Genomic DNA, 15,429 nt, shown 5'->3' with positions numbered 1-15,429 from the left:
CTTCTGCAGTATAAATACAGGACTCCCATCTTTGGGTCGCCATTGGTTCATTCTGAATCGTCATTCCCCAAATAGGAGTTCCTTCTTTCTCATAGGCTTTTATAAATTTAGCATAGTAATTTGCCCAAGGCTGGTCAAACTCCCGTTTCAATTTCCCGCCTTGTAGCATTGTGCCATTAGTTTTCATAAAAGCAGGTGGACTCCATGGAGAAACATACATTGTTAACTTTCCCGCAATCGCTGTTGCCTGTTTTATCAATGGAATTCTATATTGTCTGTCATGATCAATGTTAAACGTTTTCAAATCTGAATCCCCTTCTTCGACATACGTATAACTATCCGTTGAAAAGTCACAACTATGAATCGTCGTTCTTGCAAGCGAATATCCAATTCCATTTTTAGTACTATAATATGCCTCTAAAAATTCTTGCTGCTTCTCTTTAGATAGCTTGGCAAAAACCTCCGCGCTTGCATCAGTAATAGCACCGCCGATACCTAAAAAAGTTTGAAATTTTTTAGTAGGGTCTACAAAAACAGAAATTTGTGTTTCCAATGGTTGACTCGCGAAAACAAAATTAATTGAGGATGTTCTCGTTAGTTTAAAGGCTGTGTTTTCTGCAGTAGTGTAAACCGTTATCTCTTTGTTTTTTGTTTGATTTTCAGAAACTACTTGTGCGCTACTATAAAAATAGGAAAACAGTGCTACAATTAAAATGCTTTTTTTCATCTAAATATTCTTAGGGTGTTATTACAAATAATTTGAATTGTTCAGGATAATTTCTTCCAATAAAGAAAACTGAATCAAAAGCTAAAATAACAATTTTATTAACCCATTGGTCTATTTAAATCTAATTGTCCTTTAAAAAACTCACAACAACTACAAAAAAGAACTTCTGAACTATTTTACTTCGAATACAGTACCCAAAAAAGCATTACGTGCAACTGCTTTTTCTCAATTACACCCCATAAGATGTAAAATGGAGTAGATTCTGATGCTTTTGAACCCACAAATCTAGAAAAATATTCTATTTTTATACTGTCGGTCTCATCATGCCTATCTTTTTAAGAGCAAATTTAATGTGCCCTTCTACATAAATCTCAACATGAAACAATGCGAAAATTTCAAAATAAATTTTTTGTCCTTTTGTCCATTCTAACTTTAGGCTGTCAGCAAAAAACAAAACAAAAAGAAAGTGCTGCAACTGCTACTTCACTTAGTGATTTAACCCCTATTTCTGATTCATTAACGATCGATTTAGTCGCCTTACAAAAACAAGGGGAATTTAAAAAAACCAAAGTAGTGATTGTTAAAGAAGATCCCGTATACCACAGCAAAAAGCGTTATAATGCCATTTCACTTCTCCAATTACTTGATACCTATTCAAAAATAAAACAGCTGCAGACCGATAAATACCAAATTGTATTTGAGTGTGAAGACGGCTATAAACCGATGATGCCACTGCAGAAGTTTTTATCCGTAAAATCCTTTTTAGCGGTCAGCGATGTTGATGCTCCAGAAGGAGAATCCTGGTCGAAAATCATTAAAGACGGTCGCGAAATGAAAGCAGCTCCCTTTTATTTGATTTATGAGGGCACATCTCCAACAGATACTGATTTCAAATGGCCTTATAACTTGATAAGGATTCACTTAGTCCCTACTATTGAAAACAGTTCGCTTATATAAGCCCTAAAGATGAGGAAGAAGCTAAAATTGGCTTTGCGCTGTTCGATAAAAACTGTATTAGCTGTCACGCCATCAATAAAATTGGCGGAAGTATGGGACCGGAACTAAATTACCCCAAAAGCGTCACCGAATATTGGGACCAAGAACAATTAAAAAAATTCATAAAGAATCCGGCTTCTTTCAGAAATGGCGTAAAAATGCCCACAATCCCTAATTTGACAGAGAAAAAGATTGAATCTATTGTTTATTATCTAAACTATATGGCCAATCACAAGTTGCAAAAATCGGAATAATTGTAGCAAAAAAACAGAATTATTTGTATAAAAAAGAGCTTCTCGATTGAGAAACTCTTTTGGTGCGGATAATAGGACTCGAACCTACACGCCTTGCGGCACCAGATCCTAAGTCTGGCATGTCTACCAATTTCACCATATCCGCGTGTAATTGTGGGTGCAAATATAATCATATCTTCCAACATTCAAAGCGATTTCCCAAAAAAATTAATCATTCTCTTTTTCGTACTTTTGTACACATAAAAATTAAGCAAATAAATGGAAAATATCAAGTCATACGTTCTACAAAATAAAGATCGTTTCATCCAAGAATTAATAGAATTATTGAAAATGCCCTCTGTAAGTGCTGATCCAGCATACTCGCAAGATGTTATCGAAACTTCCGAAGCGGTAAAAGTAAGCTTAGAAAAAGCAGGCTGTGATTTCGTCGAAATTTGCGAAACAGATGGTTACCCAATTGTTTACGGCGAAAAAATGATTGACCCAGCATTACCAACAATTTTAGTTTACGGTCATTACGACGTTCAACCGGCAGATCCAATCGAATTATGGACCTCTCCTCCATTTGAACCCGTTATCAAAAAAACAGAAACTCATCCCGAAGGAGCCATTTTTGCACGTGGTGCCTGCGATGACAAAGGCCAAATGTACATGCACGTAAAGGCATTTGAATACATGGTGCAAAACAACAATTTGCCTTGCAACGTGAAATTCATGATTGAAGGCGAAGAAGAAGTAGGTAGTGTCAACCTAAAAACCTTTGTGGAAAACAACCATGACAAACTAAAAAATGATGTCATATTGATTTCTGACACTGGAATGATATCAAACCAACAACCATCAATTACGACAGGTCTTCGTGGCCTAAGTTACGTGGAAGTGGAAGTGACCGGACCCAACCGAGATTTGCATTCTGGACTATACGGTGGTGCAGTAGCAAACCCTATTAATATCCTCGCTAAAATGATTGCGTCGCTTCATGACGAGAACAATCACATTACTATTCCTGGATTCTATGACAAAGTAGAAGAATTATCTCTTGAAGAAAGAGCTGAAATGGCCAAAGCACCATTCAGCCTAGAAAATTATAAAAAAGCATTAAACCTCAACGATGTTGATGGTGAAAAAGGATATGTTACTAACGAAAGAAACTCCATTCGCCCTACACTTGACGTTAACGGAATCTGGGGCGGTTACACCGGAGAAGGTGCAAAAACGGTAATTGCGAGTCAGGCTTTCGCCAAAATCTCAATGCGATTAGTTCCTAATCAGGACTGGGAAGAAATCACAGCATTATTCACAAAACATTTCTTAAGCATCGCTCCAACTGGTGTTACCGTAAAAGTCAAACCACATCATGGCGGACAAGGATATGTAACGCCTATTGACAGCATTGGTTACAAAGCGGCTAACATGGCTTACACTCAAACTTTTGGCGTTCCTGCTATTCCGGTACGTTCTGGAGGTAGTATTCCGATCGTCGCCTTATTTGAAAAAGAACTAAAAAGCAAAACCATCTTAATGGGCTTTGGTCTGGACAGTGATGCGATTCACTCACCTAATGAGCACTTCGGAGTCTTTAATTTCCTTAAAGGAATTGAAACCATTCCGTTGTTCTACAAATATTTCGTGGAGCTAAACAAATAAAATAATCTCAAATATACTTCAAAATCCGTTCAGCAATGAGCGGATTTTTTTTTAGGTATTACCCGCCAAAAAAGGCGGGTCGGGCTATTCGTTACAATCTTTTTATCAAAAAGATAAAAAGGATTTTCACTGCTATCCCTAATGCAAACCGCAGACAGCCAAATATAAATTTTAATTAAAAAGAGTCGACTATCCTATCAGTTTAAAATTCCTCATCTAGAACGCCTTTCTTCCAAAAACACCAAATCCGCTTCGATAGAAGCGGATTCTTTATTACTACAAGATCTGAAAAAAGACTAAATAAAATCTTTATCAGGTTTATACCCAAAATACGGCATCGTTTGTTCTTTAAAAACGACTCCATATTCTTCTAATTCTTTTAATATCGGTAAGTATACTTCTTTCCGAATGGGCAATTGCACTCCGGGCGTCGTTATCTTTCCGTTTAATATTAGTAGAGTAGCCATTGCAACTGGCAATCCAACTGTCTTAGCCATTGCTGTATAGGTTTGGTCTTCACCAATGCACACCATTTTCGAATCGATTTGCATTTTTATGCCATCTAATTCATATCCGAATTTATGATACATCACAATCATATCTTTATCTTCTGGCTGCAAAGTCCAGCTATCATTTAAAATTTTTTCTAATATTTGAGCGGGGGTGGCGTCTTTTAGGCCTACGATTTTTTTGTCATTGAATAAATCCAATTCTAATAATTTATCCCACATAATATCATCCTGATCTATTTTCAAAATCAAACGGGTCTTAATCTCCACAGAATCCGTTGGATGATACGGCAAAAATGAATTAACAAATCTTCTATAACTCATATTCTTGGAGTCTTCCATAACGTAACTGTCGTCAGTCATGCCCAATTGTATAAACATATTCCAAGCTTTTGAAAAACCAACCTTCCGGATAGTACCTCTATACAAAGTCAATACATCATCTAAACCATATACACTTCTATATTTCAAAGAATCCCTATTCGAATAAGCCTCAAATCGACCATAATCTTCTACTTCGAGAAACTCAGTTCTTCTAAACAAATTACAATAGGGAATATATTTATAAGTGCCCTCTTGAATAAATTTAGCTGCACCGCCCTGCCCCGCTAAGACAACATTACGAGGAGCCCATGTGAATTTATAATTCCACCTATTTGTATCTGACTCGGGAGCGACAAGTCCGCCGCAAAAAGATTCAAACAAAAGCATTTTTCCGCCCATATCTCTGATCTCGTCAATGATTTTCATGGCACTCATATGATCGATTCCAGGATCCAACCCAATCTCATTCATGAAAACTAGATTATTTTCTTTGACGGCAGCATCAAGTTCCTGCATCTCTTTACTTACGTAGGAAGCGGTAACCAAGCTTTTCTTGTAAATAACACAATCCCTAGCCACTTCAATATGCAAATGGGCCGGCAACATAGAGATAACAATATCCGCCTTTTGAATCGCTTCGGTTCTTTGAGCGTCATTAAAAATGTCTAATGCTATTGGGGTTGCATTGGGATGATTATTTGTTTTCTTTTCGGCTAAGTCCAACGACAAATCACCTATAATAAGATGCAATCTCTCTTTTTCTGATTTATCTAGAAGGTACTGTATCAACGAAGATGCTGATCTGCCTGCACCAATAATTAAAATAACTCTCATGCTTAAATAAATATAACACAAATATATATAATTGTTGTATTTATAACAAACGCTTATTGTGAAATTATATATATGTTTTCAACATAAATGACAGTAGAGAATTGACGCTCCTAATTTTGCAAAAATAAAAAGACATAAACTATCTACTAAAATTCTTTCAGTTTGGCGAGATAAGGAATACTTTTACAGAGACAAAACCACTTTAAAAATGAATAAAAAATTAATTACAACTGGAGCACTTTTCGGGATGATAGCGATTATTTTAGGTGCATTCGGCGCACATGCCTTAAAAAAAGTAATGCCTGCAGAGCAATTAGTTACTTTTGAAACGGGAGTACGATATCAAATGTACCATGCGCTGTTTTTGATCTTTATTAGCATGATATCTGAGATATCTGAAAAAACGAAAAAAACAATCTATTATTTAATACTTTCGGGTGTCCTTTTATTTTCAGGGTCCATTTATTTGTTAGCTGCGAACAGTCTTACTTCCTTCGATTTTAAAGCAATCGGATTTGTTACTCCCATCGGTGGGCTCCTGCTAATACTGGCTTGGGCAGTATTATTTTTTAATTTTATTAAGAAAAGACAACAAAATTAAGATAATTAAAACGTATTTAAAATATAAGTTCTACTTTTGCACTCATTAAATTTAACTACACAATACATAATTTTATGAATAATAACACACCGTTTACGCAATCGATTTCGTTGAAAGACATAGGGATCGAAAACGCAAAGATTCATTATCAATTATCAGCCAACGAATTACATGATATGACCGTAGCGTCAGGTCAAGGAATCGAGATTTCGACTGGAGCTTTAGCCGTTAATACTGGCGAATTTACAGGAAGATCTCCTTTAGATCGATTTATCGTAAAAGACAGCCTTACAGAAAAGGAAATTTGGTGGGGAAAGGTAAATATCCCTTTTGAGCCAAAAGCATTCGACGCTTTGTATACAAAAGTAACAGCCTATTTATCGAACAAAGAGATTTTCGTAAGGGACTCCTATGTATGTGCAGACCCTAATTACCGATTAAATGTTCGTGTAGTGACAGAAACACCTTGGGCAAACTTATTTTGCTTCAATATGTTTTTGAGACCCGAATTGGAAGAACTTCAAAATTTCACACCAGAATGGACATTAATTTGTGTTCCTAGCTTCTTAGCAGATCCCACAACTGACGGAACACGCCAAAGCAATTTTGCCATTCTAGATTTTACTAGAAAAATAGTTCTTATCGGTGGGACCGGATATACAGGAGAGATTAAAAAAGGAATTTTTTCTGCGTTGAACTTCATATTACCTGTATTCAAAAACACTTTACCAATGCACTGTAGCGCTAATGTAGGAGATGATGACGACACAGCTATTTTCTTTGGTTTATCTGGAACAGGAAAAACAACCTTATCTGCAGACCCAAAAAGAAAATTGATTGGCGATGACGAACACGGATGGACCAATGAAAATACGGTTTTCAACTTCGAAGGAGGATGCTATGCGAAAGTAATCAACCTTTCAGAAGAAAATGAACCGGATATTTTTAGAGCTATTAAAAGAGGGGCAATACTAGAAAATATAATCTTGAAAAAAGACACAAACGAAGTTGATTTTCAAGATATTTCCATAACTCCAAATACCAGAGTAAGTTATCCTATATACCATATTGACAACATTCAACATGGTTCTATCGGTAAAAACCCCAAAAACATATTCTTCCTAACGGCAGATTCATTTGGGATATTACCTCCTATTTCAAGATTAACGCCAGGCCAGGCAGCCTATCACTTTATATCTGGATACACTGCAAAAGTTGCTGGAACCGAAGCAGGTGTTACTGAGCCACAACCTAATTTCTCTGCTTGTTTTGGAGCACCATTCATGCCGTTGCACCCAACAAGGTATGCAGAAATGTTAAGCAAAAAAATAAAAGAGGATAATGTAAAAGTATGGCTAATCAACACAGGATGGACTGGTGGACCTTATGGCACGGGTAACAGAATGAAATTGAAATACACACGTGCCATGATTACTGCCGCTCTGAACGGAGAGTTAGACAGTGTAGATTATAGAGATCACGTTGTTTTTGGTATTGCTATACCGCAAACCTGTCCTGAAGTTCCCTCTGATATTCTAAACCCAAGAAGTACGTGGGAAGACAAAGATTTATATGATGTTAAAGCCGTTGAACTTGCTGAAAAATTCAAAGCAAACTTTGCTGCATTTGAAGAAGTTGCAAATGCCGAAATTCTGGCTGGCGCACCCAAAGCATAAGTTAATTGTTAATTCAAATTAAAAGAGCTGTTCCTCAGGAGCGGCTCTTTTTTCATCAATTCATTCCCAAAGAACAATCAGATTAGTCGATCACGATTTTTTTTACATTTGCGGAGTGAAATCTAAAATAATTATTCCTAAAAAAAAAAGAAAAATAATAAAGTCAAAAAGCGCAAGCAATTTTTCACTTTATGATTTTAGACTTTAAGAATCTTACATAAAACTCAAGATCTCTTTTTTGTAAGCATCATATTCGCCTTGCAAAATCAATCCGTTATCAAGTAGTTTTTTATAATTCTGTAGTTTTTCAAAAAGCGCATCTTGCGACAATTCACTCAACGAACTGTCTTTTGTGTTTTCTTGAACTTCATTAAAGGATAGATTTTCAGGATGAAAATTGGCTGACGAGACAGCAATTATTTCAGCAAAGTTAGTCACTTCTTCCGTGTCCATCTCTTCAATTTCTCCGGTTGAATCTATGCTTTCAAATTGGATTTCCTCAGCTACTACATTATTAAAAATAGCTCCTGTTTTAACTAAATCCATCTGTTCCTTTGCAAAAGTATACATTTTTCTCGCCTGTATTTTTGGAATATAATCTATGGAAATCTGCATATCCGTCTTGGTCGAAAATGAAAATACGGACCCAAGAATGTTTTCCTTCACAAAAGCAGCTTCTAAATCATCCCAACTATAATCAGTAAAGTCCATAGAAAGACCTAGATTTTTTGGCTGACAAATAATGATTCTTTTATTGGTCATAACAATGCTGTCTGGAAATACGGTAAGAGCAGGCTTTTTCTGCACCCCGATATAACCTATTTCTTCATTTTTCATCAGTAAATCATTCAGCTTTGAAGTGATTTTTTCGATGGCTTTAGGATCTTGTTCCTCGTTCAAGAATTTTTTAATTTGTTCTTTCATTTTAAGCTGAATTAATTTCAGATTTATCTTTTATGCCGAGTCATTTCGACATACAAAAAACCCGTCGCAAAAGTAATACCTAATTCTATTATTCTGCAATTTCATTTTAATTTTTTAGTTAAACTTTTGTGAACCAACAATTTTACACAAAAAAAAGAGGCTGTACTTATAAAGCACGACCTCTTAAAAACAACTATAAAACCTGTTTTACAACAACACCTTTATTATTACAAAATGAAATTTCGCAATATCAAATACCTTATAAAAGATTTAATCTATTCATCAATTCAGGTCTATTTGCTCGACTTACCGGAATTACGTCTTTACCAACTAATACACTATTGTCCTCAATATCAATGATTTTTTTGGTGTTGATAATAAAGGAACGATGTACTTTTAAAAATAAGTCTTTAGGTAGTTTCTCGTTCATTTTTTTAAGTGTGGAGTGAACAATATAGTTTTTTTCCTCCGTTTTGATATGAATATAATCTCCTTTAGCTTCTATAATATTCACAGAAGCCATTTCAATTTTGATTAATTTGCGATCAATATTAATATAAAATTCATTTCTATTATCCTTTCCAACAGCTGCTACTGCTACTTCCTCTTGCTTTGCGTCCTTTTTATAAGATTCTACTTTTTGAACTGCTTTCTGAAAACGATCTTCGGTTATTGGTTTTACAAGGTAATCTACGATACATTCATACTCGAATGCTTCTATAGCAAAATTTTTATCTGAAGTAACCAAAATAACTTTAGGTGGGTTTTTTATACTTTGAATAAAATCGAAACCCGTAAAATCAGGCATATGAATATCTAAGAAAATTAAATCAACTTCCTCATTATTCAAAAATTTAATTGCCTGAATGGCATTAGGAAACTCTTGTATTAGGTTGAGTTCTGAATACCGGCTGATCATTTCAGATATTATGGCTCTGGCCATTTCCTCATCGTCAATTATAATGCAATTCATAAATCTAACGGTGTTACAAACGGTTTACAAATTCCTGCATGTTTTTTAAGATATTTTGAAAATCAAGATCTAACTTAGTAGTGTTGTTTTTTAAATTATTTTCATATTCTTCGGCAATATAATAACTTTTTTCCAAACTCAATATGGATATTTTATGCTTTAATTTATGAACAGACTGAGATGCTAAAAAATAATTAGCGTTTTTAAGCTGTTCAACATAGACCCCAATTTCATCTGAGAGCTCTTTTTTGAGAATACTAATTATCTTTTTCTTAAATTCGAGATTGTCCCCTGAGAGCTCGTTTATATAATTTAAATTAGGCTGTTCCATTTTTTTCTAGCTATTATAAAATAAAAATTGTTCCATTATTTTTTTGGCTTTTAGTAAAAATTGTCCGTTATATAAATTTACATTAATTTTTCTATTCGGCAATCCTACTACTAATTGAGGATCATTATTTTCTAATTTATAAGAAACATCAAAAAATTTGTTCGGTACTTTTATAAACCTTCTCCTTTGTCATTAGTATTAAAGTCGTAACCGCAATCTTTTTCTGAATGTCCTATTTCTATAAGAAACTTGATCCATTGTTTTATGCATTAGATTTTCTAACTAACACTTTAAAATCGAAAAAACAGCAGCTCTTTTCAAATGCTTATATAATTTTCCAAATTTATTTATTAAGCTTTACGAAAAAAGTAGCCCCTGCTCCCAAGACACTTTCGACCCAAATTTCACCATTGTAGGCATCGACCACTTTTTTGACTATGGCAAGTCCAAGTCCAGTTGACTCCTGACTTTTAGTATACGATTGAAACGTATTGAATATTTTTTTGTGATGCTCTTTAGCAATTCCTACGCCGTTGTCTTTAATAGAAAACACAAAATGACCCTTAAATTCTTCGGATGCAATTTCGACTAAACCTGATTTACTTTCTATATAATTGACCGCATTCCCTATTATATTCTGAAATACCTGTTGAATCCTATAGCGATCTGCATGTATTATTGGCAACTTGTTTTTTATACTAATCTTTATATGTTCAGGTATATGTATAATTTCAATTATGCTTTCGACCATTCGCTGTATGTTTACACTTTCTTTAACTATATCTTCTTTATCAATTTTTGAATAGGTTAAGATCCCTTGAATTAAATGATCCATCTTTTCTACTTTATTCTCGATCATACCGAAATACTGCAAGGTCTGTTCATTAAAAACCTTGTCATTGTCTTCTTTTATCCATGTAAGTAAAGAATGAATACTGCGTAAGGGAGATTTTAAATCGTGTGAGACTATCTGAGCATAATCCTCGAGTTCTTTATGTGTTTTAGCTAGACTCTCTGCTAATACTTCTCTTTGATACTCTAAGAGTTTTTTATCAGTAATATTTTCTTCAATGGCAAAAACCCTAACTACTTCCCCTTTTTTATTATATAAAGCTTGGCCTTGAATTTGTACCCAATATTTCTCTCCCGTTTTAGAGTAATTTATAATTTCACAATTAAAGGGTTGCCCGATACTAATTTGATTTTTTAGGTAGTCAATTGTTTCAGGATTAGTTTCCACACCTCGCAATATATTGCCGGGTATCAGGCCTACTAATTCCTGATTTGTATAACCGGATATTCTTTCAAAACTGGAGTTAACCCATTCTATCCTGCCCTCTACGTCATAAATCACAACTGCATTAATGTTTTTTTCAGCAATTAAGGAAAGTAAATACAGTTGCTCTTCCTGTTCCTTTTGTTCTGTGATATCTAAATAAACACCTATTGAACCTATAACACCTCCATTTATATCATAATTTCGAGCACCGCTAACTAACCAATGTCTTAATTCTCTTTTTTTATTTTTGACTTGAATTTCATAGGAATCAGTAACCTCTTTAATTTTTAATTCATCTTTAGCCTTAGTTAATTGCTCACTTTCTTCTGTAAAAAGCAAACTTGATGCTTTAGTCCCAATCAACTCGTCTAAACTATATCCGCTAATATCACAAAAACTATGATTGGCTAAGGTGATGCAATCATTTTGATCTACCTCGATCAAACCTAAGTTCATATTAGCCACAATATTCCCGTATTTTTCCTTTTCGTTTCTTAGTATTTGCTCGAGTTTCTTCTTTATAGTAATATCAACATAAGATCTAAGATGACCTTTATAAATTCCATCTCTAAAAATGGGAATATAACTTCTCTCAAAAAATCTACCGTCAACTAATTCTACTTCTTCGTTATAAACAGGCTCATTACTATTTAAACTTTTAATAAGCCTTTCCAAATACAAATCAGGATTCTTAAAGAATTTCATGGAGTCATGTTCCGCATTGGTACAGTCTAAACCGATCAATGAATCCGGATCTCCTTCAATACCAAACATACTGCAGAATTTCTTACTCACTTGTAAAAGTTTTCTATTTTCGTCCTCTAGAATAACACCCGTTTGCAGATTAACAATAAGAAACGAAAGTCTGTTTTCTGATTCAATTCTTCTAAAATCAGCATTCTTTTTTTCGGTTATATCGTCAACCATAGCAAAGTACTCTGAAACTTTACCTTCTGAATCTAAAATAGGCTGACCCTTTGTCTTTGCCCAAAAATAACTACCGTCTTTTCGACCATGAAGCAAGTCTACATCAAACATTTCTCCATTAAAAAATGGAACAGTCATCTTCTTTAAACCTTCTTTATCTGTATGCTCACATGTACCAACTTCTATAGGAGTTTTTCCAATTACTTCCTCTCTAGAAAAACCACAAAGTTTTAAATAGGCATCATTACACCAAGAAATCTTCCCATCAGGTTTCGTAAAAACAATACCATTTAGATTAGCACTAGCAACAAGAGAAAGTCTGTTTAATTTATGCTGATCTCTTTTTAATTCTTTTTTTTGATTATTAATCTTAGTTAACAATTCTTTTAACTCCTGGGTTGTAATTTCTTGATTTTTTAAAACATGAAGTAAGTCTACTAAAGGATCGTGGAAAGCAAAATCGTTAAGTTGAAGTCTGTTTTCTGTCACTTGATTCAAACAAGTAAACCACGGAGACCCTACAAATAAAACAGAATCATTGTGTTTCTGAAACTGACCTCTTAAATCAAGCCCTTCACTAGTTGTTCCAATGACAACTAATTGATTAAAAACACCACGCAAACTTACGAGGCTAAGCGCTTCTAAAGAAGGTCTCTTGAGTTGAAATAGCTCGAAAAAAGGGTCATTTATTTTTACCGAAGGTAAAATTTTTGCTAAACTTTTACCAAACCCTTTTATTTTTAAATCCGAATCTATTAGTAAATAAAAAGGGAATAGCTCATTAAAGCTGTTTTCATCAAAATTAAATTCTTGTTTTTCCATCTTATGTTACCAACTTATATTAAAAACTTCATGTGTACTACCTTTTTCTCTAGTCTGGATTAAACTAATAGTAACTGCTGTAGTATACATTATTCCTAAGCCTTGAATCAAGCCCCTAACAAAATCCTGAAGTCCTTCCCTTTTTGAAAAATAATGTAAATTAATACTGTTTTCAGTAATATCGCTAACTCTAAATTCTGGCGGAGTTAATTTGGGATAAATTAGCATTACTCGATTATGAAAGGCAGGTAAATTCATTAAAAAATCTTTCAAATTATTTCCTCCTGATTCCATTAATCCTCCGTATTTTTCTTTGGTAGTTTTTAGAACCCACCATTCTCCAAAGGCAACAAAAACAGCACTTAATGTCATTCCCATTTCTTGCGAAATAGCTTGCGCTAACTTAAATGTAATGTCATCATCGTAGGGTTCGGTACTTATAAAATAATCAACGTCTATTCCACTTCGAAGTTTAATGGCCTCCCATTTCACTTCACCAAAATTAGCTATAACTAATTCTTCGATTGCTTTATTTACAATTCCATACAAACCCTACCGTGATATAAATTCATTACAACTCCAATACTCAATTAATCTTTTTATAAGCTCTACATAATCCTCATATTTGAGCGGTTTTAATAAATAACCTGCCACGCCACTTCTGTAACATTCTAAAACATCTTTACGATTATTAGAAGTTGTCAAAATAACCGCTGGTATATATTTCAAATAATCATCTGCTTTTAACATACCCAAAAATTCTATTCCATTGATTTTGGGCATATTTAAATCCAAGATAATGATGTCAGGTATGATCTCTTTTACCTTGAGTATCGTTAAAGCTTCTTCGCCATTGTTTGCCTCAATGATCTTGTGTTTTAAATTCATAGTACTTAAAACCCTATTGAATTTCATAACTTCTATTGTGTCATCTTCTATCAACAATATGTTTAACACTCTATTCATATCCCCTTATCTAAATTATAATAAATAAAAATAGTTATAGTATGAACACAACTATTGAATTTAAGATTAAACTACACTTAGTGTAGTTATATGACTGAAATGTATCGACGAATGGTTTCTGATTTTATGAAATCTCCTTTTGATTTTTTTTAGTTAAACCATTGTAAACCAATTCATAAGAATGGTCTATTAATTGTTTTATCAAGGCATCTGAAACTTTTTTATTTATTGAAATTGTGTTCCAATGGACTTTACTCATGTGCCAACCCGGTTTGATGTCGTCATATTGTTCGCGAAAGGCAACTGCGCGTTCTGGGTCACACTTCAAATTGACGGAGGGCTCCCCTTTTTCCCATTGACTTAATGAAGATAAAGCAAACATTTTTCCACCCACTTTCAGCACCAAAGTGTCTTGGTCAAAGGGAAAATGTTCTGTTACTCCTTTCTTAGAAAGGCAATATTCATAAAAGCTTCCTAGATCCATCTCTAAAAATAATTTTAAATTGTAAATGCTGTATTTAAAATACAAACTTACTGCTTGTCATCCAAAATAGAAAATAAGACCGGTTTACTTGGACTAGCATCATTCTCAAAAGAGGCTATTTGCAAATTCAACAGATAACTTCCGTCTTGCACCTCCTGAGAAACAAATATCATTTCGGTTATCGTACAATCTAATCTGGCATCTGGATTTAAATTTTTCACATTGGTAACATTCCAAAATGCTTTGTGTGCCAAAAGTTTTCCTTCATCTTTTTCCTGATCAACACTTGGCAAGTCAATCAGCAAATGCTGTATTCTGATTTCGCGAAGAAATAATGCAGCCTCCTCAGAGAGGAAAGGAGGATTAGTATGAGAATATTTTAGCGAAAGTTTAGCCGCGTCATTAGGTAAAGTTCTGATGACGATTGCTTCGGGTCTTTTATTGTTTAAAGCTTTTGATATAGCCTCTTTCGTAATTACAAGATCCCCTTGTTGGTCTTCCAGTTGCACTGAAACCAACTCTGCGATAAAGAAAAACTGTTTTAAGGCTTGGTTCACACTATAAAAATCACTCGTGATATGGCCTAAGCATTCGGTATGTGTTCCGTGACCATGAGGATTAAAAAGAATATTGTTGAAATTTGTAGAAGACATCCCACCAGATACTTTCCCCACCCATTCTCCAAAACGAACGGGCTCAATCTGCGGTTTTTCGACATACCAAGCGATTGGGTTATCCTCTGTGTTAGATAATGGTATCGAAATATCAATGGGTTTTGACAAATCGACTTGAATTGTAGTATTATTGTGTTGAATTGTAGTTTTCATTTATGCTGAATTTATTTCAGTATCTCATCTCGAGATACCTTTATAATTTCAAATATAAATCTTTTAATTCAGGATTAGACAATTTTGCTAAGTTCCATTTCCAATCTTTGTGCCAATTCTTCAATTGTTTTTCCCTTTCAAAGGCATTTGATAAATCTGAAAATTCTTCAAAATAAATCAAGATAGTTGCATTGTACTTTTTTGTAAATAATGCTCCTGTACCATTTATATGATGATCAATTCTATTTTTTAAGTTTTTAGTTGCTCCGACATATAAAACAGTATGGTTCTTATTTGTCAAGATATATGTAAATCCTTTTTCCATCTA

Annotated in this window: 16 protein-coding genes and 1 tRNA gene; 5 read left to right on the top strand and 12 right to left on the bottom strand. The window is 34.1% G+C overall.

Features of this window, described 5'->3' with window-relative positions; all coding sequences use genetic code 11:
* Positions 1-727, bottom strand: a 727-nt coding sequence (locus tag ACEN2H_RS09380) for a glycoside hydrolase family 30 protein (RefSeq protein ID WP_441732076.1), incomplete at its 3' end; no start/stop codon positions are given.
* A 384-nt stretch (positions 728-1,111) separates the two neighbouring features.
* On the opposite strand from ACEN2H_RS09380, the gene ACEN2H_RS09375 reads away from it, so the two are divergent.
* Together ACEN2H_RS09375 and ACEN2H_RS09370 are read left to right on the top strand one after the other, a co-directional pair.
* On the top strand, positions 1,112-1,684 hold the full coding sequence (locus tag ACEN2H_RS09375) for a hypothetical protein (RefSeq protein ID WP_441732075.1): 573 nt from the start codon (positions 1,112-1,114) through the stop codon (positions 1,682-1,684).
* Positions 1,681-1,977, top strand: a complete 297-nt coding sequence (locus tag ACEN2H_RS09370) for a c-type cytochrome (protein ID WP_441732078.1) — start codon at positions 1,681-1,683, stop codon at positions 1,975-1,977. Before ACEN2H_RS09375 ends, ACEN2H_RS09370 begins: the two co-directional genes overlap by 4 nt.
* 60 nt (positions 1,978-2,037) lie before the next feature.
* On the opposite strand, the gene ACEN2H_RS09365 is transcribed toward ACEN2H_RS09370, so the two are convergent.
* Positions 2,038-2,122, bottom strand: a tRNA-Leu gene (locus tag ACEN2H_RS09365).
* 113 nt (positions 2,123-2,235) lie between these two features.
* Between ACEN2H_RS09365 and ACEN2H_RS09360 the strand changes: the two genes are divergently transcribed.
* Positions 2,236-3,624 carry a dipeptidase gene (locus ACEN2H_RS09360; RefSeq protein WP_441732073.1) on the top strand — a complete coding sequence of 463 codons (1,389 nt, stop codon included), beginning with the start codon at positions 2,236-2,238 and terminating at the stop codon, positions 3,622-3,624.
* Between the two features lie 296 nt (positions 3,625-3,920).
* Here the strand turns inward: ACEN2H_RS09360 and ACEN2H_RS09355 are convergent, their stop codons facing one another.
* On the bottom strand, positions 3,921-5,291 hold the full coding sequence (locus tag ACEN2H_RS09355) for a saccharopine dehydrogenase family protein (RefSeq protein ID WP_441732072.1): 1,371 nt from the start codon (positions 5,289-5,291) through the stop codon (positions 3,921-3,923).
* Positions 5,292-5,499: 208 nt separating this feature from the next.
* Between ACEN2H_RS09355 and ACEN2H_RS09350 the strand changes: the two genes are divergently transcribed.
* Positions 5,500-5,892, top strand: a complete 393-nt coding sequence (locus ACEN2H_RS09350; protein WP_441732071.1) for a DUF423 domain-containing protein — start codon at positions 5,500-5,502, stop codon at positions 5,890-5,892.
* Positions 5,893-5,966: 74 nt separating this feature from the next.
* Positions 5,967-7,568 (top strand): phosphoenolpyruvate carboxykinase (ATP), encoded by a 1,602-nt coding sequence (pckA, locus tag ACEN2H_RS09345; protein ID WP_441732070.1) that lies wholly within the window; start codon positions 5,967-5,969, stop codon positions 7,566-7,568.
* A 213-nt stretch (positions 7,569-7,781) separates the two neighbouring features.
* Here pckA and ACEN2H_RS09340 read toward each other — a convergent pair whose 3' ends face one another.
* From ACEN2H_RS09340 to ACEN2H_RS09300, 9 genes are all read right to left on the bottom strand, one after another.
* Positions 7,782-8,492, bottom strand: coding sequence for a PH domain-containing protein (locus ACEN2H_RS09340; RefSeq protein WP_441732069.1), 711 nt, complete (start codon positions 8,490-8,492; stop codon positions 7,782-7,784).
* Between the two features lie 259 nt (positions 8,493-8,751).
* Complete coding sequence (locus ACEN2H_RS09335) at positions 8,752-9,465, bottom strand: LytR/AlgR family response regulator transcription factor (protein WP_441732068.1); 714 nt, start codon at positions 9,463-9,465, stop codon at positions 8,752-8,754.
* A 13-nt stretch (positions 9,466-9,478) separates the two neighbouring features.
* Entirely contained in the window at positions 9,479-9,796 is a 318-nt protein-coding gene (locus ACEN2H_RS09330) for an Hpt domain-containing protein (protein ID WP_441732067.1), read from the bottom strand.
* Positions 9,797-10,139: 343 nt separating this feature from the next.
* On the bottom strand, positions 10,140-12,824 hold the full coding sequence (locus tag ACEN2H_RS09325; protein ID WP_441732066.1) for a PAS domain S-box protein: 2,685 nt from the start codon (positions 12,822-12,824) through the stop codon (positions 10,140-10,142).
* Between the two features lie 6 nt (positions 12,825-12,830).
* Entirely contained in the window at positions 12,831-13,373 is a 543-nt protein-coding gene (locus tag ACEN2H_RS09320; protein WP_441732065.1) for a heme NO-binding domain-containing protein, read from the bottom strand.
* A gap of 3 nt (positions 13,374-13,376) precedes the next feature.
* A complete protein-coding gene (locus ACEN2H_RS09315; RefSeq protein ID WP_441732064.1) occupies positions 13,377-13,790 on the bottom strand; it encodes a response regulator in 414 nt (137 codons plus the stop codon).
* Between the two features lie 124 nt (positions 13,791-13,914).
* Complete coding sequence (locus ACEN2H_RS09310; protein WP_441732063.1) at positions 13,915-14,274, bottom strand: MmcQ/YjbR family DNA-binding protein; 360 nt, start codon at positions 14,272-14,274, stop codon at positions 13,915-13,917.
* Positions 14,275-14,321: 47 nt separating this feature from the next.
* Complete coding sequence (locus ACEN2H_RS09305) at positions 14,322-15,101, bottom strand: cyclase family protein (RefSeq protein ID WP_441732062.1); 780 nt, start codon at positions 15,099-15,101, stop codon at positions 14,322-14,324.
* Positions 15,102-15,141: 40 nt separating this feature from the next.
* Positions 15,142-15,426 (bottom strand): GIY-YIG nuclease family protein, encoded by a 285-nt coding sequence (locus ACEN2H_RS09300; protein WP_441732061.1) that lies wholly within the window; start codon positions 15,424-15,426, stop codon positions 15,142-15,144.
* Between the last annotated feature and the right edge of the window lie 3 nt (positions 15,427-15,429).

The organism is Flavobacterium sp. W22_SRS_FP1, from assembly GCF_052113685.1.
GTDB lineage: Bacteria > Bacteroidota > Bacteroidia > Flavobacteriales > Flavobacteriaceae > Flavobacterium.
The sequence above is the reverse complement of the archived record's forward strand: the minus strand, read 5'-3'. Positions and strand labels throughout refer to the sequence as shown.

Excerpts from the sequence above, each read along its gene's own strand:
- ACEN2H_RS09375 (WP_441732075.1), top strand. The coding sequence starts at position 1,112 with ATGCGAAAATTTCAAAATAAATTTTTTGTCCTTTTGTCCATTCTAACT.
- ACEN2H_RS09360 (WP_441732073.1), top strand. The coding sequence starts at position 2,236 with ATGGAAAATATCAAGTCATACGTTCTACAAAATAAAGATCGTTTCATC.
- ACEN2H_RS09355 (WP_441732072.1), bottom strand. The coding sequence starts at position 5,291 with ATGAGAGTTATTTTAATTATTGGTGCAGGCAGATCAGCATCTTCGTTG.
- ACEN2H_RS09350 (WP_441732071.1), top strand. The coding sequence starts at position 5,500 with ATGAATAAAAAATTAATTACAACTGGAGCACTTTTCGGGATGATAGCG.
- pckA (WP_441732070.1), top strand. The coding sequence starts at position 5,967 with ATGAATAATAACACACCGTTTACGCAATCGATTTCGTTGAAAGACATA.
- ACEN2H_RS09340 (WP_441732069.1), bottom strand. The coding sequence starts at position 8,492 with ATGAAAGAACAAATTAAAAAATTCTTGAACGAGGAACAAGATCCTAAA.
- ACEN2H_RS09335 (WP_441732068.1), bottom strand. The coding sequence starts at position 9,465 with ATGAATTGCATTATAATTGACGATGAGGAAATGGCCAGAGCCATAATA.
- ACEN2H_RS09330 (WP_441732067.1), bottom strand. The coding sequence starts at position 9,796 with ATGGAACAGCCTAATTTAAATTATATAAACGAGCTCTCAGGGGACAAT.
- ACEN2H_RS09325 (WP_441732066.1), bottom strand. The coding sequence starts at position 12,824 with ATGGAAAAACAAGAATTTAATTTTGATGAAAACAGCTTTAATGAGCTA.
- ACEN2H_RS09315 (WP_441732064.1), bottom strand. The coding sequence starts at position 13,790 with ATGAATAGAGTGTTAAACATATTGTTGATAGAAGATGACACAATAGAA.
- ACEN2H_RS09310 (WP_441732063.1), bottom strand. The coding sequence starts at position 14,274 with ATGGATCTAGGAAGCTTTTATGAATATTGCCTTTCTAAGAAAGGAGTA.
- ACEN2H_RS09305 (WP_441732062.1), bottom strand. The coding sequence starts at position 15,101 with ATGAAAACTACAATTCAACACAATAATACTACAATTCAAGTCGATTTG.
- ACEN2H_RS09300 (WP_441732061.1), bottom strand. The coding sequence starts at position 15,426 with ATGGAAAAAGGATTTACATATATCTTGACAAATAAGAACCATACTGTT.